We start from the raw sequence: 21150 nt of genomic DNA on the forward strand, positions 1-21150 counted from the left end.
TGAGACTCATCGCCCTTATACCATATAATCTGACAAATCGAGCACTTGATTGGCCACAGCTACTGCCTGATGACTGGTCATCAATATCGCGCCGCCCGCGCTGGCAAAGTCGCACAGCCTATCCTCCATTCGTGCCACCATATCGACATCCAGCGCGGTAAATGGCTCATCAAGTAGCCATAACGGTGTCACCGCAGGCGTCAATAAATACAATCTGGCAAGAGTAATGCGCCGCGTTTGTCCAGCGGATAGATGGCTTGAGCTTACGGTCTCAAAGCCTTGTAATCCTACCCAAGTGAGAGCGGCATCAATGTTAGCGGTGCTTGGCGAAATACCATATAGATTGAGCAAAAACGTCAAGTTTTGTGCGACTGTCAGATTGGGATGGATACCCAGCTGATGCGAGACATATAACGGCTGTACAGGTAGACTCTCGGCACCTTGGTAGCGCACGGTACCTGTCAGCACCGGCAGTAGTCCTGCCAGCTGCATCAGTAGCGTCGTCTTACCCGTACCATTGGCACCGATGAGATGGCAGATATCCCCTGCAGACAGTGTGAGCGCGACCTTTTCGCATAGGGGAGTCTCACCGCGCTGGACGGTCAGCTCAGCGAGCGCAAGTAAAGAAGCATCTACAGCGGTCATCCACATCTCTCATTATTTATTAAGCGTTAGCAATATTCATCACAACAAAACACCGCGTTCGTGACATAATAGTTGATGCGCTTACCATTCACAAAAACTTGTCCGCGCTCCCTAAATAAATAAGGCTGACACCGACAATCGTATTTTTTAGGGTTGATATTACCCCAGCCACACAGTATAACAAATTGTCCATCACTATGACCTCAAAACCTATGCCGACTTCACAAGATAACCCTAGTTTAGAAACCCACCCTGCCCTCTCTCAGAGGCAAAAAGCAGATGTCCAGCCAAACACTCAGCCAAATAGCCAGTCAAACACTAGCGCTGGCACGCCTCTCAGTCTTGATAGTATCATCGAGGCACAAGTTGGCTTTATGCAGCAATGGCTTAGGGCACAGGCGGATACCTTGAGTGTGCAGGCATGTCAGTGGTTTGGCGAGCAGCCACTATGCCAGTACCTACAGGCTGATGATTTAAAGCGCCTCATCAATGACGGCTTATTACAGCAGCCAATGAGCGACGTCATGCGCACCGATATCCGTGATATCCTGCATACCGTTATCTACCATCCGATCAATGACAATGTCCCATTTTCTGAGCTGATAGACGACACCCAGGTCGAGACCCTTGCTAGCTATATCGGCCGTCACGACGAGCAGCGCAACGCTCTTATTCATACGCTCATCGGCAACGAGACCTTTGCTGACCTACTCACCCAGACGCTTTATCACGCTATCAATGATTTTATGGAAAATACGCTCGATAAAGCAGGTGGCGTGGGCAAACTGATGAAGCTTGGCCGTAGCTCATTTGAAAAAGCCACCAATAAAAACCTAGATGAGAAGCTGCAAACTTATTTGCACCGCAACATTAAAGACTTGACGCAGCGCGCAGAGACCAATGCTCAAACGCACTTGTCTAACGATGAGGTCGCGCGGCTGTTGGTCATGGGCTGGTCACGTATCAAAGACCTACCGATCAGCGAGATACAGACATACCTAAATGACGAGGCCGATAATAACAGTATCGAGCATATCGAAGCCAGCATTCAGCAAAGCTATAACCGCTTGCGTTTATCGCCCTATCTGCGCAGTCTAGTAGCAGCCAGCATCGACACGTGGTACAGCAATCATCAGTCAGACACCATTGCGGCAGTGGCGGCAAGCCTACCTATCGATACCTCGCTTGCCTCACCACTGAGCACAGCATTACGACCGATCATACAAGACGCGCTTGACAGTCCATGGTTTACCGCTCATATTCGTGAGATGCTACAAGCTTTTTATGCGCAGCCTACTATCAAAGCTTCGTTTGTAGGGCACGGCGATAAGCTCCGCTAATCACCCAGCGCGGTAGATGATAGGGGCGGCGTAGCAAACAGTATGGTCATCGGCAAAGTGACATTATTGTCTTTACGGTATTATCTTTACTGTATTGCCTTTACTGTAACGCCCTTACTTCTCTATCGGTCATGGCAATCTTATGAGTCAACGTAACAAACTCAGCTTATGGCAACGACTCAAGCGGCTGCTGACAGAGGCCGCGCCGCCTGCTGTCGTCGATGACGATAATGACGACTTGCGGCAAACCACGATCGATGATGAGCTCAATGGCAGGCCGTTATCTAGCGACAGATCTGCCATCCGTCTAGACAGCAATTCAAACAGCCATATAGACGCCTCTGATAATGACAGCAAGCCTGTCGGTACCGCCCCTCCTCAACCTACGTCAGATAGCGCTCATCAGTCGCCCGATCCTACCGACACTCATATCGATATTGTCGAGTGCTTAAAACAATACTTTGAGCAAAAACAATGGCACTATGTCTACTATCGCCCAAGCAAAGGCGATCAGCGGCAGTCGCATCATTTGTCGCTAAAGATGCAACATAAGCAGCTAAGCTGTGGCTATTTGTTTCGTGTGCCAGCAGAAAACAAACTGCTGGCCGTATATGGCATATTACCTTTTTTGATTCCAGAGAGTCACCAAAGCGCGGCGATGTTATTGATTACCCAAATCAACTATGACATGCTGATTGGCAATCTAGAGATGGATATCAACGATGGCGAGATACGCTATAAATATGCTATCGACGTCGAAGCCGTCGGTATCAATGACCATATCATCGAGCATGCCTTACAAAGCGTCATTGCCATGACCACAGTCGCCCATGAGCTGTTTTATGATTTGATCAATCAGCAATACCCTGCCGAAGACATCCAGACACTGCTGGCAGAGCTGCGTCAACAAGCAGATTCGCGCACCTTCTTTTTGCCAACTCAGTATGTTCAGTAATCCACTGATTCTGATGGCTATCCGTAGCTTTTACAATTCCTCACTAACCCCTTATTTTCAAAGCGTTTAAACTTATCTATCCTTAAAAACACTTTTCAAAAAAGACATGCTTTAACACTATGCTAAAAATTGCCTATTCTGACGTGTTTCGTTATAGCGTGCCTGACAAGCACCGCTTCCCTATGCAAAAGTACATCATGATTCCTGAGCGCTTGCTTGAAGAAGGCACCATCACCCATGATAACTTTTTTGCGCCAAAACGTCTGACAGAAGAAGAAATCTTAACCACGCATACGGCGGACTACTGGCATAAGCTCAAAACCCAAACGCTACCTCGTAAAGAAGCGCGACCTATCGGTTTTGAGATGACCGAGGCTTTGGTTGATCGGGGTCGTCATATCGCTCACGCCACGTATGAATGTGCATTATATGCTCAGAAATACGGTGTGGCGATGAATGTCGCAGGCGGCACCCATCATGCGTTTGCCGATCATGGCGAGGGGTTTTGCGTGTTTAATGATGTGTGTATCGCCAGTAATCTACTGCTTAATCGCAGGCAGGCGCAAAAGATTTTAATCGTGGATTTGGATGTGCATCAAGGCAATGGCAACGCCAGTATCATGGCGGATGAGCCGCGTGTTTTTGTCTTTAGTATGCACGGCGCTAAGAACTATCCATTTCGTAAAGAAATATCCGACTTAGATATTGAGCTGGATAACGATACGGGTGATGCAGAATATTTACAGATATTAAAAGACACTTTGCCGCGTTTGATCAGTGAGGTTGCACCCGATATGATTTTTTATCAGTCGGCGGTCGATGTGCTGGCAACTGATAAGCTGGGTAAACTTGGCTTAACGCAAGATGGTTGTAAGGCACGCGATGAGTACGTGTTGCAGCAAGCGAAAGCCGCTAACATTCCAGTTGCTATCGTCATGGGCGGTGGTTATTCAGAAGATATTGAAGATGTGGTCGAGGCGCACTGCAATACCTTTCGCATCGCCCAGCAGCTGTATTTTGGTGAAATGGCTGGTTAAGGTTCAGCGCATGTATGGTCGATACAAAAGAGTAAAATAAGATTAGCGAGGCTTATATGGCAAAGATATTGATTATTATAGGGGCTGTACTGGTCATTATCGGGGTTATTTGGCTGCTGTTTCCTAGCGCATTTTCTTGGATAGGTAATCTGCCAGGCGATATTAAGCACACCTCAGGCAATACTCGGGTTTATTTTCCAGTGGTCACTATGATAGTCATCAGTGTTATCGCAACCATCGTGTTAAATTTATTCAATCGCTAACCTGAAAAGCACTCCCTATAGTCAACTTACTTTAAACCGAGTCAGTGCTATTGGGAGGTCTTTTGCGCAGCATCGAACGATAGCAGCACCCAAGCAAAATTTATACCAGTAGCGCATCATTATTGATGGTGCGATTTTATTCGTATTGACTACAAAAACGCCATCACCCCCTGCCAGCCCACACGCAGCCCCAATACAGTGAGAATCACTAAAATAAGCTGACGAAAGCGTGCTTGCGGCAAATAACGACGCAGGCGGATACCAACCAGCAGCATCGCTATAGACAGGATGCTAAGGATCGCTATCAGCTGCCACTCACCACGGCCAAGCGCCATGATTGGCTCACGCAATACGATGATTTGAGCGATTTTACCTAAGAAATAACACATATTGCCGACTTTGGCGATGGTGTTTTTATCATTGCTGGCAGAGAGCAAATACATCATCAGGATGGTCGACATCGCGTTGGTCGCACCGCCAATAACGCCTGCACTAAAACCTACGATAATCAGTACTGGCTTGGTATCAGGCAGGCGGATTTGCTTACCGAGTAAGCTACTGACCACATAATAGCCAATGACCGCCGCCAGCAGTACTAAGATGTACGCGCTATCGACCCACAGTAGTAGCTTTGCACCCAAAATACTGCCAAGCAGACTGGTCAACGCCAGCAGCCAGTAGCGTCTGCCATAATAGATAAAGTTTTGCCAAATACTACGGCCACCGCCCGCCAGCCACGTCAGCGCGTTGAGCAGTAATGATGGAAAAATAATCAGTACAATGGCGTATGGCAGCGGGTACATGCTCGCAAGCGCAGTGGTGGTGACCAAGGTGACGCCCAGCCCACTGATACCATGCAGCAGTGATGCTAGCGCAAAGATAGCCATCAGTAATACGGTCTGGGTACTTGTATCATCCATCATACTTACCACACCGCCTTAGCGCCCGATTTGACCCAACTGATCTGCATCACTATTCTGACATCACCATATAGCTGTGCCTCGATAGCTGTGCCGTGATTGAGCTATGACTAAGCATCGTACCGCTGCCAGAGGGTCTCACCGATAATACGGGTCAACTGCTCAGCGATTTTATCCTTGCTTGCTTTTTCTAACGTGACACTGTCATGCTCATAACGCTCGGAAAAAAACACTTGCATGGCGTTATCATCACTGGCAAACCCAATATCCGCGCGAGACACATCATTGCAAGCAATCAAATCCAAGTCTTTGGAGACAAGCTTACCGCGTGCATAACGCTCGACATCTTGCGTTTCTGCTGCAAAACCCACGACGAACAGCTCAGGATGCGCAAGCGAGATAGTCGCTAAGATATCAGGGTTTTTTACCAAGTCTAGTGTCATCGACTCTTGGGTTTTTTTGATTTTTTGCGGCGCCGCGTCTCGGGTACGATAGTCAGCGACAGCCGCAGTGGCGATAAAGATATCAGCGACTCTAGGCTCGTCATCAGTGACATGGTCGTGCATATGAGTGTGAGTGTGATCATCTTCGTGCTCATGCGTCTCACCGCAGCCACAGTCATCGTGATGTTCGTGCGAATGGTCATGAGAATGCTCAGAATGGTGTTCATGCTCCTCTTCGGGCACATACTGCAGTGCCGCATGCGTACCTGCCACACACTGCTGAGCCGTCAGCAACATCTCTTCGGCAGACAGCACATCGATACGCGTGACATTGAGCGGCGTCGGTAAACCCACCTTGCCACCTGCTATCAAGACCACCTCGGCACCGGCAGCCACGCAAGCGCGCGCTAACGCAAAGCCCATCTTCCCTGAAGAATGATTGGACAAGTAGCGCACTGGATCGATCGCCTCGACCGTCGGCCCTGCAGTAATGACCACTCTTTTACCAGCCAAGAGCTGCGGCGTGGTTTGCATGGCATTGAACAATAACACCTCGGCCAACAGCGCCTCAGGCTCAGGTAAGCGGCCGGCTCCCACATCACCGCACGCTTGCTCACCGCTGGCAGGGGTGATGATTTGATAGTTCATATCACGTAGGGTTTGTACATTGAGATTGACCGCAGGGTGTGCCCACATCTGCTGGTTCATCGCTGGCGCAATCAGCACCGGCGCGCTCGTCGCCAGACAGACTGTGGTGAGCAAATCGTCCGCCATACCCATCGCTAGGCGTGCCAAAGTATTGGCAGACGCCGGCGCAATGACGACCAAATCTGCCCATTTTGCCAGCTCGATATGCCCCATACCCGCCTCCGCTCGCTCATCGAGCAAAGAGATATGCACCTCGTTACCCGTCAGCGCCTGCAAGGTCAGGGGCGTGATAAAGGCTTGCGCGCCGCTGGTCATGATGACGCGCACATCAAAGCCTACTTTGACAAGCAAGCGAGCAAAAATAGCGGATTTATAAGCGGCGATACCGCCGGTGATAGCGAGCACAATATTGGACATAAGCATGGCATCAATAAAAAAGTGGAAAGATAAATTGCGCTTATAGTAACAATTATGAGATAAATTGGGTAAAAATTTACGTATTTCGCCCATTTATCGATACGGGCGTGTTTATTAAAATAGCACTTTTAGGAAATAATAATGGCAATCAAGGACTGGCACGAAGACGACCGACCGCGTGAGAGACTACTCAAACACGGGGCAGCAAGCTTGTCTGACGCTGAGATTTTGGCGATATTTTTACGTACGGGTACTCAGTCACAGTCGGCAATCGAGCTGGCGCGGCATCTTATCGACCAATTCGGCAGCCTCGCTGAGCTGTTGGCCGCCCCGCAAGACACCGTCCTCGCCTGCCATGGCATCGGCCCTGCCAAGTACGCCCAGATACTGGCCTCGCTTGAGATGGGGACACGCTACTTGGACAGTCAGCTAAAAACAGGGCAAGCGCTTGGACGCTCTCAAGTGGTCAAAGACTATATCAGCACCCAGCTTCGCGGCGAGCACCGCGAGGTCTTTGCCGTACTGTGCTTGGACAACGCACTCAATTTATTAAATTTTGAGATACTGTTTACAGGCGGTATCTCCTCCTGCTCTGTTTGTATCAAACATGTCCTGCGCCATGCGCTGAGTCATGCAGCCAATCAGCTTATCATCGCCCACAATCATCCGCACACCGATGCGACCCCATCGACTGCCGACGATGTGCTTACCTATGAGCTAAAAAAAGCCTGCGACCTAATCGACTTGTCATTGGTGGATCATATCATCGTGGGGCGCAACAACACGTTGTCTTATGCCGAAAACGGCTTTGCACCTTTTTCTTAAATGATAAAAATAGCGATAGTCATCCCATAATCGCCATACCTAGCGTCTTATGATACATATTTTCGACATAGCGTAGCACTTTCGCTATTGATAGTCATCGACAACTGTTTCATATTGATGGCTAACTGTGTCTTTTGTAGAGATTTGACTCTCAGTATTTTGACTCTCAGTACTTTGACACACGGCCATAAATAACACTTAAAGACCCACGTCAGAAAAACCATAACTATATGTATCTGACCTGCATTCACACATTTTTACGCTATTGTTTGGCGTTATAAAGGAGACAGTCATGGCAATTGGCTTATTTATTTTGGCAATATTCATTCAATTAGCCATGGTCTTGGCCATCTTTTTGATGTCCTTATCACGTGTCACAGGCAGTATCGTCGCCCTTGCCACCGTTATCATCACTGCTGTTATCAGCCCGTGGTCGCTTGTTTTGGGTATTCCAATCGCGGTGTTGTGCTTGATACTGCTTATCTCGCCGTTGCGGCAGTCCCTTATCACCAAGCCGGTCTATAAGACGCTGGGCGGTGCGATGCCCAGCATGAGCGATACTGAGCGAGAGGCGCTGGATGCTGGCACCAGCTGGTGGGAAAAAGAGCTGTTTATGGGTGCGCCCAATTGGGACACTTTTGCCAAATATCCTTATCCAGAGCTGTCAGATGAAGAGCAAAGCTTCATCGATAACGAAGTAGAGACGCTGTGCGCCATGCTTGATGAATGGAAAATTCAGCATGAGGATAAAGAGCTTTCGGCTGAGGCATGGCGATTTATCAAAGACAATGGCTTTTTGGGTTTGATTATTCCAAAAGAATTTGGCGGCCGAGCGTTTAGCTCTTATGCCCAAAGTCGGGTGATGAGCAAAATCGCCTCACGCTCGCCGACAGCAGCAGTGAGCTGCATGGTGCCAAACTCACTTGGCCCAGGCGAGCTGCTCATGCATTATGGTACCGATGAGCAAAAACAGCGCTGGCTACCGGGACTGGCAAGCGGTGATGAAGTGCCTTGCTTTGGTTTGACAGGGCCTGAAGCAGGCTCTGATGCAGGCGCGATACCGGATACTGGTGTGGTGTGTTATGGCAGGCATGAAGGCGAGCACGTGCTCGGCCTACGGATGAATTTCTCAAAACGCTGGATTACTTTGGCTCCTATTGCGACAGTCGTGGGCTTAGCCTTTAAGATGCACGATCCAGAAGGCTTGCTTGGAGATGCTAAAAAGACCGACTACGGCATCACTTGTGCGCTGATTCCCGCCGATCACGAGGGCGTGGTCATCGGGCCTCGTCACAATCCTATTGGCTCGCCCTTTATGAATGGTACGGTCGATGGCAAGGATGTCTTTATTCCGCTGGACTATATCATCGGTGGCGTCGAAAACGCGGGGCGCGGCTGGCGTATGCTGATGGAGTGCTTGGGCGTCGGCCGTGGCATCTCTTTGCCTGCTCTGTCCACGTCGGCCAGTGAGATGACCTATCTGTCTGTCGGTGCCTTTGCCAAAGTCCGCGAGCAGTTCAAAATCTCTGTCGGTAAGTTTGAAGGAGTACAAGACGCCACCAGCCGTATGGCCAGTCATACTTATATGTTGGAGGCGTTTCGTCATCTCGTCACCTGTGGTCTCAACCAAGGGGGCACACCATCAGTCATGACGGCCATGGCAAAATACTACGCCACCGAAACCATGCGTGAAGTGGTCAATGACGGTATGGATGTGGTCGGTGGCCGTGCGGTACAGATGGGGCCACGCAACTTTTTGGCGACACCTTATCAGGCAATCCCTGTCTCTATCACTGTTGAGGGTGCCAATATCTTGACGCGCTCACTGATGATATTTGGTCAAGGAGCGATGCGCTGCCACCCTTATCTGTTTGATGAGCTACAACTGCTACAAAGCGAAGACAAACACCGCGCTATCCGCGAGTTTGATACTCTATTCTTTAAGCATTTGGGTTATACCTTTAACCGCGGGGCAAAAGCCTTTGTCGCAGGCTATGTCGGCGGCAGCAATCATGTGCCAAGCTTTGCCGATCGCTTTACCCGCCCTTACTATAAGCACATCAACCGCTTGAGCGCCAGCTTTGCCTTGACTGCCGATATGGCGTTGGGGCTGCTCGCAGGTGATCTAAAGCGTAAAGAGATGCTCTCTGGGCGTCTGGCTGATATTCATAGTCATTTATTTATCGCGACGGCCATCTTGCAGTTTTATGAGTATGGCAGCAAGTCTGAAGCGGAGCGTTTGCATGCCGAAGTCGCTTTACAAAATAGCCTGTTCACCATCCAAGAAGCGTTTGAGTCATTTTTTGAAAACTTCCCGAATCGCTTTGCCGCAGCGTTGGTTGGATTTGTGACTTTCCCCAGTGGCCGCATTTTTACGCCGCCAAGCGACGAGCTAAAACGTCAGCTCGGTGATACCTTTATGGAAGACTTTGAGGCCAATCCTTTTCGCGATTACCTCAAGACCATGGTCTATTACAACACCGATGAAGACGATGTGACGGGCCGTATGGAAAACGCCTATCAGACCTTATTGGGAATCGAACCGCTATGGCAAAAATTTAAAAAGGCAGAGCACAAAGACAGTTTTGCCGGTCTGAGCTTTGAAGACCATGTGGTCTATGCCAGCCAAAACGAAGATATCACCGAAGAAGAAGCCGAAGTGCTTATCCAATACAATGCCATACGTTTTGATTCGCTATTGACCGATGTCTTTGACAAGCATCTATCACAAGCGCAGCCACGCTTTAACCCTCATACGCTCGAAAACGCGGTCAATCAGTTGACTGACTATGCTGAGCGCAAACGGGCGGCGCAAGCTCAGAGTGACGCCGCGCCTGATGATGAGTCTGCTACCGACACGGTCACTGACACAGCAGCCAATAACATAGCAGCGGGCGCAGCAGAAGGCTTGCAGGCCTCAGCAGATGAACCAACAGGCGATGATAATCCCAATCATGGCTATGAGCCTGATGGTGAGGTAGAAATGGTCGCAGAGCAAGACTCTCAAAAGGAAAGACAAGCTCAGACTGACTTTGATGACTCTCATCCTGAGATTGAGGCATTGGATGCACGTCACCGTGACGCCGCCTCGCACCTCAATGAGCGTATGGGCAACAATCATCGTAGCACAGCCTCAGAGCGCGCTGAGCCAGACAGCACTCAACTGCATGGCTCCCAGCTAACGGACAATGCCGACCAGATAGATACTGACCATGCCAATACTGATGACATCAGTCATGACGAAATCAGTCATGACGAAATCAATCAAAAAGACAGGGCGCAAAAAACGCAGTCTATCGACGAGCACCTAGACGAGCTAGGCGATAGTGAGCCATGGCAAGACAAACACCGCCGCGAGGAAACCAAAAACTAAGCAATGGACTATTTAGAAAGCGTCCTTTTAAAAGCGCCTGTTTAAATCACTGTTGCTTATTAGCGCATGTCCTTATTTAGAGAGCTATCGATAGAATTAAGAATACACCTAGCCTCTCATCTTAATAGACTTATGTTTTATAGTGAGGTGATTCTTACCAGTGGCCTGAGACTTAACCATTGATATATTACTGTCATTTTAAGAAAAGACTGCCGCGGTTAGGCGGTCTTTTTTTTGTCCGAGTGTTTTTGGTCATCGCACCCTTTTGATGACGACATTTAACAAAAATGCGTTGGTGCTGGCTTAAATGTCGATATTTTAGCGACGTTAGCCTAATGATTGTGGTGCTTTTGGCGATTTATAGCATCAGATCTATTTTTTGTTAAGTGATTATCTCAACCAATTTTTTGACAAAAAAGCTTAAACCGCCTTTAATCAGTTATAGATTATTATTTAAGTCATAAAAAAATCTTGCAGTAACCTTAACAATTATTTTATATTGTCGAATAGCCTGACATGAAATGACAGACAAAATTTTGCAGATGCAACACCATCAGGCGTAAGGATGGCAATCATAAACGCATTGGTTTAGTAGCACCCTTGATACTGAATGTTGCGGATAAAAGGATAGAGTTTATGTGGAAAAATATGGGACTAACGGGCAAGATCATCGTTGCCATGGTGCTCGGTATCATACTGGGATTATTTATCAACTATTCAGGGCTGAACGCTGAGGGCGGTTTTGTTAGTACATATATCACCAACGGGTTTTTAGCCATCATCGGCAAGCTATTCGTCAACTCCCTCAAAATGCTGGTCGTGCCTTTGGTACTTATCTCGCTGATTTGCGGGGTGTGCGGTATTGGTGATATTCGTTTGCTTGGGCGCATAGGTACCAAGACTTTTCTAATCTATATGATGACGACCGCACTTGCCATTGCAACTGCTATCGGACTTGGGTTTTTATTTGGTATCGGTAAAGGCATGGAGGTTGAGACAGAAGCGGCATTTGAAGCCAAGTCTGCGCCACCTCTACTCGATGTTTTTTCAAATATCATTCCGTCGAACCCCATCAGTGCGATGGCAAATGGCGACATGCTGTCGATTATCTTCTTTGCCATCTTGATCGGTATCAGTATTTTGATGGTCGGCAAACCTGCCAAAGGGTTGGTACAAAGCTTGGAGCTGATTAATGAAGTCATCTTAAAGATGGTGACCATCATTATGAATCTTGCGCCTTATGGGGTTTTTGCACTATTGACCAAAGCCATGGCGGAGCTGGGCTTAGATCTGATTTGGTCATTGCTCGGTTATGTTGCGGTACTGATTGGCTCACTGGCTTTCCACTTTTTTATCACTATGATGATCGTGCTAAAGCTGTTTTCTGGTCTGTCGATTAAGACGTTTTTGGCAAAAATGCGCGAAGTACAGATTTTTGCTTTTAGTACCTCAAGCTCGAACGCCACCATTCCAATCACGCTGCGTACCGTCACCAAACGTATGGGTGTCAACAACTCAGTAGCCTCGTTTACCGTGCCTTTTGGGGCGACCATCAACATGGATGGTACGGCCATCATGCAAGGTACGGCGACCATCTTTATTGCCAATATTTATGGTATTGATTTGGGTGTGACTGAGTATCTGACAGTTATCTTGATGTCGGTGCTGGCCTCTGTCGGTACCGCAGGCGTTCCTGGTGTGGGCTTGATCATGCTGTCTATGGTGTTTGCTCAAGTCGGTCTGCCTATCGAAGGTATTGGGCTGATCTTGGGTGTGGATCGTATCCTTGATATGCTGCGTACGGCGGTCAACGTCGGCGGCGATGCAGCAGTGACAGCAATCGTGGCAAAATCTGAAGAAAAAATGGACATCGCCATCTACAACGATCCTGCGGCAGGCACCAAAGACGTCTTTGATGGTCACATCGATGAAGACAATGAGCGTGAGTTCTCTCAAGTATTTAGTGATGGCATTATGGGTAGTGAATACGATGATATTGATCGTCGCCGCTAATCGATAAAGCATTTATTTATTCAATCATAAAAACCTCAGCCGAAAGATGAACTGACCCCCAAATATTGGACGGTTTAGTTTAAAACAAGGACTGAGTTCTGTACTTAACAGGACTCAGTCCTTTTAATTTGAGTTGAATACGCTCATTATTGTAATAATGCATATACTCATGAATCTGTTGTTCTAACTGCTCAATCGATTTTGGTTTCTCAATATAGATCGTCTCGCACTTAAGCGTTCCGAAAAACCCCTCCATTAATGCATTATCCAAGCAGTTGCCTTTTCTGCTCATGCTTTGCTTAATACCGTGCTGTTTAAGCGCCTTACTAAACGGTCTCATCTGATAATGCCAGCCTTGATCTGAATGCAGTATTAAACGGTTGTTCTGGTGCGTATCTATCTTATCTAACGCCTTATCTAGCATCTTGCTCACTAAATCATAAGTCGGCCGCTTGGAGAGCGTATAGCTGATGATCTCATTGTTATAACAATCAAGTATCGGTGATAAATACAGCTTATCATCACCTACCTTAAACTCAGTAATATCAGTAAGCCAGCGTATGTTCGGTCGATCTGTATGAAACTGGCGCTTTAAGTAGTTCTTTGCAATCTTACCTTGTACGCCTTTATAAGAGCGATACCTTTGTCGTCGAATCCGTGCGCTTAAGTTTAAATGACGCATAAGCTTAGCGATGAGCTTGTGGTTATGATGACTGCCTAACTGCTTTAGCGCTGCCGTTATCCTGCGATAGCCGTACCTGCCTTTATGCTGGTGATACAACTTAGTAATACGCTGTTTTAAGTCAGCATGCTTGTCTTTATCACCAAGCTTTGCTCTATGATAGTAAAAGACGCTTTTAGGCATACCAGCAGCTTTAAGTAGGGCTGTTAAACTGTACTTATTCCTCAACTCTTCGATGAGCCTTGCTTTCTCAAAGCTTGTTTCCTCTTCTGTTTGAGCAAGGCATCCAGCTTTTTTAGGTAGGCGTTCTCCGCACGTAGGTATTCATTCTCACGCTTAAGCTCTGCTAAGCTCTTTTCTTCATCTAGCTTGTCTGTGATAAAGGGTTTACTCATGGCGATTCTACCTTTAGGTTTAGATGTTAATCCAGACATGCCTTGTTGCCGATATGCTTTGTGCCAATGACTAATTAAAGCCGGTGAGCTGATGTTAAATCTCAGTGCTACCTCAGATTGACTCAAGCCTTGGCTAAGCATCGTTGTAAGCACTTTGTGTTTAAACTCGCGACTATAGTAGGCTTTGCTGGTCTTTGGTTTGATAGCATCGATACCACCGCTTTGATATTGCTTAACCCATTTGATGACTATCTTATTATCTAGGTTAAATTCCTCAGCTGTAGCACGACCAGTATGTCCTTGCATATAGTATGCGATGACTTGAAGCTTAAAGTCTAGATTATAACGCATAAAAATACCCCATAAGTTGTGTCCAACTTATGGGGGTCAGTTCAAAGATGGGCTGAGGTTTTTTTATGGCTGCACTGCCTATAAACAGGCTGCATCGATACTCAATAAATCATATAGTCAGTTGAAAACAAAACTGTCATAAGTTCCAAAGCGCTACTGGGATGCTGTTTTTAAACGTAGGCTGCGCAGCCTCTGTGTATACAGCACGCAAGGAAATTTATACCAGTAGCGCTATAACATTTTTAAATTAAATCTACTATAGCTTGCGTTAGCCAATCACATACTTGGTAATCATAGCAAGGCAGACCAGCACGATGACAGGACGAATCAGCTTGCTTCCCCCTTTGACCACCATATGCGAGCCAAAATACGCCCCTATCGTTTGTCCGACCATCATTGCCAGACCGACTTTCCACAACACATTACCGCCCAAAATAAAAAAAATCAGCGAGCCAATATTGGTCGATAAGTTCAAAACCTTAGCCGCGCCTGTTGCCTCGATGATCTGCCGACCACGTAGCGCCACATTACCCAGCGCAAAAAACATGCCCGTCCCTGGCCCGATATACCCATCATAAAACCCAATCAATGGCGCCACAATTTTTTGCCACTTGCCCTCTGAGATACGCGGCGCCGCTTCCACCTCGCCAAGCTTAGGCGCAAACAAAGTATAAATCCCAATAGCGGCAATCAAAAACGGAATCAGCTTTTCGAGTAGATCCGGCGGCGACATCTGTACAGCGATGGTACCGATGACTGAGCCAATAAAAGCCCCGACAATCGCCACCTTTATACTTTTAGGATTGATGACGCCTTTTTTTATCATCGTAATCGAGGCCGCTAGCGCACCCGAGGCGGCTTGTAGCTTGTTGGTGCCAAGCGTGAGCACTGGCGGGATATTGGCAAGTAGCATGGCTGGTATGGTGAGTAGTCCACCGCCGCCTGCAATGGCATCGATAAAACCGGCTATTGCGGCCACCGCCGTAAGCATTAAGATGATCTCGATAGAGAGGGATAAGTCCATGACGCTGACCTGCAAAATTGATAAGAAAAATCAGCCTCGATATTGAGGCTGTATGTACCGCTACCTGTCAGCAGATACACTGACCTGCTGACACATTTATAACCGTAAGTGGCACTGTAGAGTGACGCTCATTATAAAGATAAAAACGTAAAAAAAGCCAAAAACGTAAAAAAGTCTGCTAGATTTGTCTAAGACATGCCCTCGATTCAATCGATAGTCATTTAGATGGGCTAAAGATAGTGACGCTCGCTGGATAGTCAGTAACGACTTATCACTATATTTACCAGTGTTATCATCGTTATAATATCGCTATTGTGGATATAGCAAGATGTGCTTATGACTTTGGGTTGACGTATTTTGTTGTCTATATGAATCAGAGTATGAGAAACTGTTGCTGTCTGTTTGTATGGCGCGCTAAGCGGCCGCATCGATATTTGAGGTTATTGAATTGTTTGGCAATTCGTTTTTAGTAATTTGTATTTAGGAAATGAGGGTAATATGGCAATACGAAGGATTAAGGCATTTTTTGAATTTGAGGCAGCAGGCGGCATCGTGTTAGCACTGGCTGCCATTGCTGCAATGATCATTGCCAACTCCCCTTTGAGTACGTGGTATGAAGGCTTTATCCATGCCCCTGTTGCCATTCAAATCGGTGATTTTGCGATTGCCAAAGACGCCCATCATTGGATCAATGACGGCCTGATGGCGATTTTCTTTTTTTTGGTCGGCCTTGAGCTCAAGCGTGAAGTGCTCATCGGTGAGCTGTCCAATGTCAAACAAATCATTTTGCCAGCAGGCGCGGCCATCGGCGGGATGATCATGCCCGCTGCAGTCTATCTGCTCTTTAACTATAGCGAGCCTGAGTTTTGGAAAGGTTGGGCCATTCCTGCCGCCACAGATATTGCTTTTGCCCTCGGTATCTTAAGCCTACTTGGCAGTCGCGTCCCAAACTCCCTCAAAGTATTTTTGGTATCGATTGCTATTTTTGATGATATCGGCGCGATTTTGATCATTGCCTTGTTTTATACCAGCGAACTATCCCTTGAGTCATTGGCCTTTGCAGGGCTATGCTTGCCATTTTTGTATTTGCTAAACCGTCGCAACGTGACCAGTATCACCCCCTACCTGCTCATCGGCGTCATCATGTGGATTGCCGTCCTTAAGTCGGGTATCCATGCGACATTAGCAGGCGTGGTGTTGGCGTTGTTTATTCCTATGTTTGATCGCACTGACCCTGAGCACTCCCCTGTCGAAGAGCTAGAGCACGACCTACACAATACCGTGGCTTTTGGTATTTTGCCTCTATTTGCCTTTGCCAACTCAGGCATCTCACTCAAAGGCGCAGGTTTTGCAGAGCTGTTTCACTCTGTACCGCTGGGGATTGCCGCCGGTCTATTTATCGGTAAGCAGTTGGGTGTCATGGCGATGTGCTGGTTAATCTTTAAGCTGGGTATCTCAACCATGCCAAAGGGCATGAATTATAAGCAAATTTATGGTGCTGCGTTGCTTTGCGGTGTGGGTTTTACCATGAGCTTATTTATCGGGGGCCTTGCTTTTGCAGGCGACACCGCGTTATTTGATGAGCGTCTAGGCATCATCATGGGCTCTATCGTCTCTGGGATTGCAGGTTACCTAATGCTAAAAGTTAGCCTAAAAGATAACGTCAGTGGCACCTCAGTCGATTTGACACGGCCTCAGCCATAATCCATCATCAGAAGAAGGCGAGCTATTTTGCGGTTATTTAGCCAACAAATAGCTCACTGCTTTCTTCTTTAAGCCTTAACAGTAAAAAACAATAACCTTAGAAAAACCAGCACAACAAGCCATGTTTGGATAAAGGCAGTAAGCGCAATGACACCTCGCCTCGTGACATCTAGATGCACACTGGGCGCAACTGATATCAGCAGTTTTAGGAGATGACCATGCAAGGACTTATCAGACCTATATCGCTTAGTCTGCCTATCCTTGGCAGTATGTTTTTACTATCATGCGCGACTCTCTCCAAACAACAATGCCTGATCGGTGATTGGCAAACGATAGGCTATAACGATGGCGTGGCAGGCTACTCCTCAGAGCGCCTCGCCTCACACAGCAAAGCCTGTGCCAAAGCGCATGTGACCCCTGATTATCTTGCGTGGGAGCGCGGCCGCAAGCTTGGTCTGCAGCAATACTGTACGAGCACCAATGCTTACAATGTCGGTCGCCGCGGGCGCAGGTTAAACAACGTCTGCCCTGCTGCTATGGTAAACCACCTTCAACAGGCCAATCAGCACGGCCTAGCCTACTATCGTCTAGACAACCAGCTCGACACAGACAGACGCCTATTAGATGAGTATCAAGCAGAGTTTGATCAGCTTGAGAGCGGCGCGATGCTAGACTTTGCCAACGAAAAAGACGCTCGCAAACGGCTGTTGTTTTTGGCCGATGAGCTTGGGTCGATCAAACGTCGCCTCGATGACACACAAAGGCAGCTCGATATGCTCAACCACACGTCTAAATATTAGGCCATAATAAAAAGCCTACCAATAAAGGCATTTGCTACCTATGGATCCAAACAACACAGCGCAGACACAGCCAGCGCGCGCGTCCAAACCGAGCCAACCTACCTTTGCATCGTATCAGCGTCATGGGCGTACCACAGCGATTGATGATCATCATGATGACCTACAGGTCTTAAAGCGGATCAAACGCTATTTGCTGCCCAAAGATTTTGTCATCTCGCAAGATTTATTAGAGGAGATGGTCGCAGGCTACGACATCGGCGACCCCCTGACAGATACGCTCGCAGCTGACGGCCTGCGTTTTGCCAAACCCTTACAGCAGCTTATCCTCGATAACAAAACCGACAGTAAACTCGCAGCTCATCCGTCCTTTTGTGCACTGGCTGAGCAGTTTAGCGATCATCCTACTTGGTTTGACCCACAGCTTGCACAGACTGGGGCCGTCGCCTATCGGCGCTATCCGCTGATGCTGATTTGGCTGCTACGAAATGTGGCATTGATGGCAGGTTATAGCATCCCTGCCCTATCGCTGCCACTGATCCAAACCGGCGCGTTGATGCACGATGCCCTGCCAAGACTCATGCGCACTTATGCTTATATTTTGGCTGTCTCTGAGCATCCATTATTGCCCAAAACAAGCACACGTATGCCGCGCGCACGAGTGCCTATCGATAGCATTTTGGCGATCGGCTCTGAGGGTTGGCGTCAGTCTATTCAGGTGCGGCAGATTCACACGCTCGTACGGCAAAACTTGCTCAGCGGCAAAAACAACGCGGCAAAAGGCGTCGTCACAGAGGCCGATCAGCATCGCAACCCCGATGGCAGCTGGAACACTGCTTATTGGGGTGTACCGATCAACCAAACTGATATGATTGCCACTCATCTGCAGTTCTCGTTACTGATTATGCGCGGGCTACGGCTGCTTGGCGCGCGTATCAGTAGCGAGGAGGCCGAGGGGATTTTGCATTTATGGAATCTTGCCAGTTACTGGATGGGTGTGGACTTAGAGCGCCTGCCAAAGGATGAGGCCGCCTGCTGGGAGTGGCTCTACACTTACTTGTCCATTCAACAGCTAGACTTTGAGATGGGACGACCTTTAGCAAAAGCCCTACACGATCTGCCGCGGCAACTGATGGGCGAAGACAATCGCCGCGGACGTTTTGTAGAGATGGTCAATGCCAGTGTGACACGTACTCTGGTCGGTGATGATATCGGGGACGGCTTAGCGCTACCAAAATCGAAGCTTCGGTTTGGTGTCTTATCTTCCGTGCCTATTTTGTTTGCGCTCGATACCGCCCGTCAGCACAACCAAACGGTAGCCGCCAAACTAGAAGCCTTTCGCGCCAAACGTCAAGACAATATGAACTGGTGGCTCAAGAAAAACGACGCCTATTATCAATGACGCAGCAGCTGTCGGCTCAGCTCATTACAATCTTACAATCGGCTGTCTTGCACGCGGTAATACCATTCTAACTGCCGATCAAAAGCTGTCTCTAATAAGCTGGCAATGACGCGGCCTGTCAGCCCCCAGACCGTCTCGCCATCGACCTGCCAGCTGGGCGTAAGTATCGTCGCCACCTGATCTTGCATGGCATATTCTATCGCATACTCAACGGTAGGCTGCGTGAGTAACGCCTCAAAATCTGCCCAAAAAATACGTGATATCTCACCGATTTCAGGTACCAGTACCAAATCAGGCGCAATCAAAGCCACGATTGGGCGCACGCTCATGCCGCTTTTGGAGGTCTGAATGGGTAGCTGACCGATTAACTGCACCTTGTTGGGCGGGAGTGCCGTCTCTTCACAGGCCTCACGTAGCGCTGTGACGACATTATTACCATCCCCTATCTCGTATTTACCGCCAGCGCAAGAGACTTCGCCTGCATGGCTATTCATGTGCGCGGCGCGGCGCGTCAAAAGCAGCTTGGGATGGCGCTCATGGGTGATGGCCACCAGTATCGAAGCATCGGCAATGGGCGTCTGGTATAGACTGTCTAAGACACGCGCGCTGCGAGAGCTTTGCTGCGCGGTATGCAGCGCTGAATCGGCCAACGCATTTAACGTCTCTTGCTGAACCCGCTCGGTCAATTGCCTGAGTGTCGGATAGCGAATAAAAGGTGGTATAGCAACTGACTGCTCATCTAACTGCACAGTCTGGGAAGGGAGTAACATGATCTTGCCCTATGTTTTTATCAATATGTGGCGTGACTAGCTGTAGACTAGCGTACTCTTCATGCAGCTGCATGCTATTTGTGTGACTGTTCATTTGTCAGGAGGTATTCGTCATGAGGTGTTTGCCATGAACGTCTCAAATCGTATCGACAGACAGGCGCCGCGTATTGTTTTTATAAGTCAATGTGTTTTATGGGTTAGCGTGACCGCTTATGACAAACGGCAATGATGGCTTGCCACGATGCCACGATACCACGGGCTTTGCTGTCATTTATCAGACTATGACCCGCCAGCGATATGCAGCGTTACTGTTATCATGCTGCGCTACGAGCAAAATGTGTGCTATCTTAAGGCGGTGCTTGCTTATTAGAATAACATCTTGCAGCACCGCTTTACCGGTATCCTGATAGCACACACAAAAACCAACGTATGAAGAGCGTGCGCGCCTGACCATGACGGGGTGTTTTTGCCATTAGGAATACTGACTCTTTATCTCTTACGCTTACTACATTTATAAAGGCAGTTGATATGCGCTATTGTCTCCAATGCGGTCATCAAGCAGAACGAAAAATACCAGCCACGGATAATATGCCGCGTTTGGTATGCCCAAATTGCAACTATATTCACTACGAAAACCCAAAAGTCATCTGTGGGTCGCTGGTCGTACATAAAGACAGAGTGCTGCTATGCCGCCGCGCGATAGAGCCGCAATACGGTCTTTGGACGATACCGGCAGGCTTTATGGAAAATGGGGAAACCATGGCAGAGGGCGCCGCGCGTGAGAGCTACGAAGAAGCGGATGCGGTGGTGTTAAACCCTCATCTGTACTGTATCTATGATCTGCCAGACATCGGACAGATATACTCGATTTATTTGGCCGATCTCAAAGACGGTGCGTATGGTGTCGGCTCTGAAAGCCTTGACTGTGCGCTGTTTAGCGAAGAAGACATCCCGTGGGATAGTCTCGCCTTTGAAGCGGTGCGCCGCACTTTACGAAGCTACTTTGCCGATCGCCAGCAGTTCAGTCAATTGTCTGAGTTTCCTATTCATCAGGATATGATTGGCAAAGACTTGAGTATCAAACGTTTTTAAACGCCTTTAAACGTTGGCTCAACCATCAGTCTTTTTACCACAAACTATAAAAGC

18 protein-coding genes are annotated in these 21150 nt (G+C 48.0%); 11 read left to right on the forward strand and 7 right to left on the reverse strand.

The window, feature by feature from the left end; translation table 11 throughout:
- Window positions 1-15 precede the first annotated feature (15 nt).
- Window positions 16-645, reverse strand: a complete 630-nt coding sequence (ccmA, locus tag CAP50_RS11220) for a heme ABC exporter ATP-binding protein CcmA (protein ID WP_100750046.1) — start codon at window positions 643-645, stop codon at window positions 16-18.
- A 212-nt stretch (window positions 646-857) separates the two neighbouring features.
- On the opposite strand from ccmA, the gene CAP50_RS11225 reads away from it, so the two are divergent.
- The 4 genes from CAP50_RS11225 to CAP50_RS11240 all read left to right on the forward strand — a co-directional run bounded on the left by CAP50_RS11225 (window position 858) and on the right by CAP50_RS11240 (window position 4240).
- Window positions 858-1985: a hypothetical protein gene (locus CAP50_RS11225; RefSeq protein ID WP_241900753.1), complete on the forward strand. Its 1128-nt coding sequence runs from the start codon at window positions 858-860 to the stop codon at window positions 1983-1985.
- 142 nt (window positions 1986-2127) lie between these two features.
- Entirely contained in the window at window positions 2128-2940 is an 813-nt protein-coding gene (locus CAP50_RS11230; protein WP_100750047.1) for a YbjN domain-containing protein, read from the forward strand.
- Between the two features lie 119 nt (window positions 2941-3059).
- Window positions 3060-3977 (forward strand): histone deacetylase family protein, encoded by a 918-nt coding sequence (locus CAP50_RS11235; protein ID WP_100750048.1) that lies wholly within the window; start codon window positions 3060-3062, stop codon window positions 3975-3977.
- 56 nt (window positions 3978-4033) lie between these two features.
- The gene (locus CAP50_RS11240) at window positions 4034-4240 is read left to right on the forward strand and encodes a DUF2905 domain-containing protein (RefSeq protein ID WP_075100375.1); all 207 of its coding nucleotides are present in this window, start codon (window positions 4034-4036) and stop codon (window positions 4238-4240) included.
- A gap of 149 nt (window positions 4241-4389) precedes the next feature.
- Here the strand turns inward: CAP50_RS11240 and CAP50_RS11245 are convergent, their stop codons facing one another.
- Together CAP50_RS11245 and coaBC are read right to left on the reverse strand one after the other, a co-directional pair.
- Window positions 4390-5163, reverse strand: a complete 774-nt coding sequence (locus tag CAP50_RS11245) for a sulfite exporter TauE/SafE family protein (protein ID WP_100750049.1) — start codon at window positions 5161-5163, stop codon at window positions 4390-4392.
- A 107-nt stretch (window positions 5164-5270) separates the two neighbouring features.
- Window positions 5271-6668: a bifunctional phosphopantothenoylcysteine decarboxylase/phosphopantothenate--cysteine ligase CoaBC gene (gene coaBC / locus CAP50_RS11250; RefSeq protein ID WP_100750104.1), complete on the reverse strand. Its 1398-nt coding sequence runs from the start codon at window positions 6666-6668 to the stop codon at window positions 5271-5273.
- Between the two features lie 141 nt (window positions 6669-6809).
- Here coaBC and radC point away from each other — a divergent pair, with 141 nt between their 5' ends.
- The 3 genes from radC (at window position 6810) to CAP50_RS11265 (ending at window position 12879) form a co-directional block, all read left to right on the forward strand.
- A complete protein-coding gene (radC, locus tag CAP50_RS11255; RefSeq protein WP_100750050.1) occupies window positions 6810-7493 on the forward strand; it encodes a RadC family protein in 684 nt (227 codons plus the stop codon).
- A gap of 292 nt (window positions 7494-7785) precedes the next feature.
- Window positions 7786-10866: an acyl-CoA dehydrogenase gene (locus tag CAP50_RS11260; protein WP_100750051.1), complete on the forward strand. Its 3081-nt coding sequence runs from the start codon at window positions 7786-7788 to the stop codon at window positions 10864-10866.
- A gap of 636 nt (window positions 10867-11502) precedes the next feature.
- Window positions 11503-12879 (forward strand): dicarboxylate/amino acid:cation symporter, encoded by a 1377-nt coding sequence (locus tag CAP50_RS11265; protein ID WP_100750052.1) that lies wholly within the window; start codon window positions 11503-11505, stop codon window positions 12877-12879.
- 79 nt (window positions 12880-12958) lie between these two features.
- Here CAP50_RS11265 and CAP50_RS11270 read toward each other — a convergent pair whose 3' ends face one another.
- The 3 genes from CAP50_RS11270 to CAP50_RS11280 form a co-directional block, all read right to left on the reverse strand.
- Window positions 12959-13885 (reverse strand): IS3 family transposase, encoded by a 927-nt coding sequence (locus tag CAP50_RS11270; protein WP_153045446.1) that lies wholly within the window; start codon window positions 13883-13885, stop codon window positions 12959-12961.
- Complete coding sequence (locus CAP50_RS11275) at window positions 13786-14307, reverse strand: helix-turn-helix domain-containing protein (protein WP_100750054.1); 522 nt, start codon at window positions 14305-14307, stop codon at window positions 13786-13788. The genes CAP50_RS11270 and CAP50_RS11275 overlap by 100 nt, the downstream gene beginning before the upstream one ends.
- Window positions 14308-14575: 268 nt before the next feature.
- On the reverse strand, window positions 14576-15331 hold the full coding sequence (locus tag CAP50_RS11280; protein WP_075100371.1) for a TSUP family transporter: 756 nt from the start codon (window positions 15329-15331) through the stop codon (window positions 14576-14578).
- 498 nt (window positions 15332-15829) lie between these two features.
- On the opposite strand from CAP50_RS11280, the gene nhaA reads away from it, so the two are divergent.
- The 3 genes from nhaA to CAP50_RS11295 all read left to right on the forward strand — a co-directional run bounded on the left by nhaA (window position 15830) and on the right by CAP50_RS11295 (window position 19234).
- Window positions 15830-17035 carry a Na+/H+ antiporter NhaA gene (gene nhaA / locus CAP50_RS11285; protein ID WP_075100370.1) on the forward strand — a complete coding sequence of 402 codons (1206 nt, stop codon included), beginning with the start codon at window positions 15830-15832 and terminating at the stop codon, window positions 17033-17035.
- Between the two features lie 218 nt (window positions 17036-17253).
- A complete protein-coding gene (locus CAP50_RS11290; RefSeq protein ID WP_172953127.1) occupies window positions 17254-17835 on the forward strand; it encodes a DUF2799 domain-containing protein in 582 nt (193 codons plus the stop codon).
- A 40-nt stretch (window positions 17836-17875) separates the two neighbouring features.
- Window positions 17876-19234, forward strand: a complete 1359-nt coding sequence (locus CAP50_RS11295; RefSeq protein ID WP_100750055.1) for an oxygenase MpaB family protein — start codon at window positions 17876-17878, stop codon at window positions 19232-19234.
- Between the two features lie 32 nt (window positions 19235-19266).
- On the opposite strand, the gene CAP50_RS11300 is transcribed toward CAP50_RS11295, so the two are convergent.
- Window positions 19267-20004 (reverse strand): NUDIX hydrolase, encoded by a 738-nt coding sequence (locus CAP50_RS11300; protein WP_100750056.1) that lies wholly within the window; start codon window positions 20002-20004, stop codon window positions 19267-19269.
- Between the two features lie 528 nt (window positions 20005-20532).
- On the opposite strand from CAP50_RS11300, the gene CAP50_RS11305 reads away from it, so the two are divergent.
- The gene (locus CAP50_RS11305) at window positions 20533-21096 is read left to right on the forward strand and encodes an NUDIX hydrolase (RefSeq protein WP_075100367.1); all 564 of its coding nucleotides are present in this window, start codon (window positions 20533-20535) and stop codon (window positions 21094-21096) included.
- The last annotated feature ends 54 nt before the right edge of the window (window positions 21097-21150 follow it).

Source organism: Psychrobacter sp. L7 (assembly GCF_002810365.1).
GTDB classification, from domain to species: Bacteria; Pseudomonadota; Gammaproteobacteria; order Pseudomonadales; family Moraxellaceae; genus Psychrobacter; species Psychrobacter celer.

Excerpts from the sequence above, each read along its gene's own strand:
- ccmA (WP_100750046.1), bottom strand. The coding sequence starts at position 645 with ATGACCGCTGTAGATGCTTCTTTACTTGCGCTCGCTGAGCTGACCGTC.
- coaBC (WP_100750104.1), bottom strand. The coding sequence starts at position 6,668 with ATGTCCAATATTGTGCTCGCTATCACCGGCGGTATCGCCGCTTATAAA.
- CAP50_RS11275 (WP_100750054.1), bottom strand. The coding sequence starts at position 14,307 with ATGCGTTATAATCTAGACTTTAAGCTTCAAGTCATCGCATACTATATG.
- CAP50_RS11235 (WP_100750048.1), top strand. The coding sequence starts at position 3,060 with ATGCTAAAAATTGCCTATTCTGACGTGTTTCGTTATAGCGTGCCTGAC.
- CAP50_RS11305 (WP_075100367.1), top strand. The coding sequence starts at position 20,533 with ATGCGCTATTGTCTCCAATGCGGTCATCAAGCAGAACGAAAAATACCA.
- CAP50_RS11265 (WP_100750052.1), top strand. The coding sequence starts at position 11,503 with ATGTGGAAAAATATGGGACTAACGGGCAAGATCATCGTTGCCATGGTG.
- CAP50_RS11295 (WP_100750055.1), top strand. The coding sequence starts at position 17,876 with ATGGATCCAAACAACACAGCGCAGACACAGCCAGCGCGCGCGTCCAAA.
- CAP50_RS11245 (WP_100750049.1), bottom strand. The coding sequence starts at position 5,163 with ATGATGGATGATACAAGTACCCAGACCGTATTACTGATGGCTATCTTT.
- CAP50_RS11300 (WP_100750056.1), bottom strand. The coding sequence starts at position 20,004 with ATGTTACTCCCTTCCCAGACTGTGCAGTTAGATGAGCAGTCAGTTGCT.
- CAP50_RS11225 (WP_241900753.1), top strand. The coding sequence starts at position 858 with ATGCCGACTTCACAAGATAACCCTAGTTTAGAAACCCACCCTGCCCTC.
- CAP50_RS11240 (WP_075100375.1), top strand. The coding sequence starts at position 4,034 with ATGGCAAAGATATTGATTATTATAGGGGCTGTACTGGTCATTATCGGG.
- radC (WP_100750050.1), top strand. The coding sequence starts at position 6,810 with ATGGCAATCAAGGACTGGCACGAAGACGACCGACCGCGTGAGAGACTA.
- CAP50_RS11290 (WP_172953127.1), top strand. The coding sequence starts at position 17,254 with ATGCAAGGACTTATCAGACCTATATCGCTTAGTCTGCCTATCCTTGGC.
- CAP50_RS11230 (WP_100750047.1), top strand. The coding sequence starts at position 2,128 with ATGAGTCAACGTAACAAACTCAGCTTATGGCAACGACTCAAGCGGCTG.
- nhaA (WP_075100370.1), top strand. The coding sequence starts at position 15,830 with ATGGCAATACGAAGGATTAAGGCATTTTTTGAATTTGAGGCAGCAGGC.
- CAP50_RS11260 (WP_100750051.1), top strand. The coding sequence starts at position 7,786 with ATGGCAATTGGCTTATTTATTTTGGCAATATTCATTCAATTAGCCATG.
- CAP50_RS11280 (WP_075100371.1), bottom strand. The coding sequence starts at position 15,331 with ATGGACTTATCCCTCTCTATCGAGATCATCTTAATGCTTACGGCGGTG.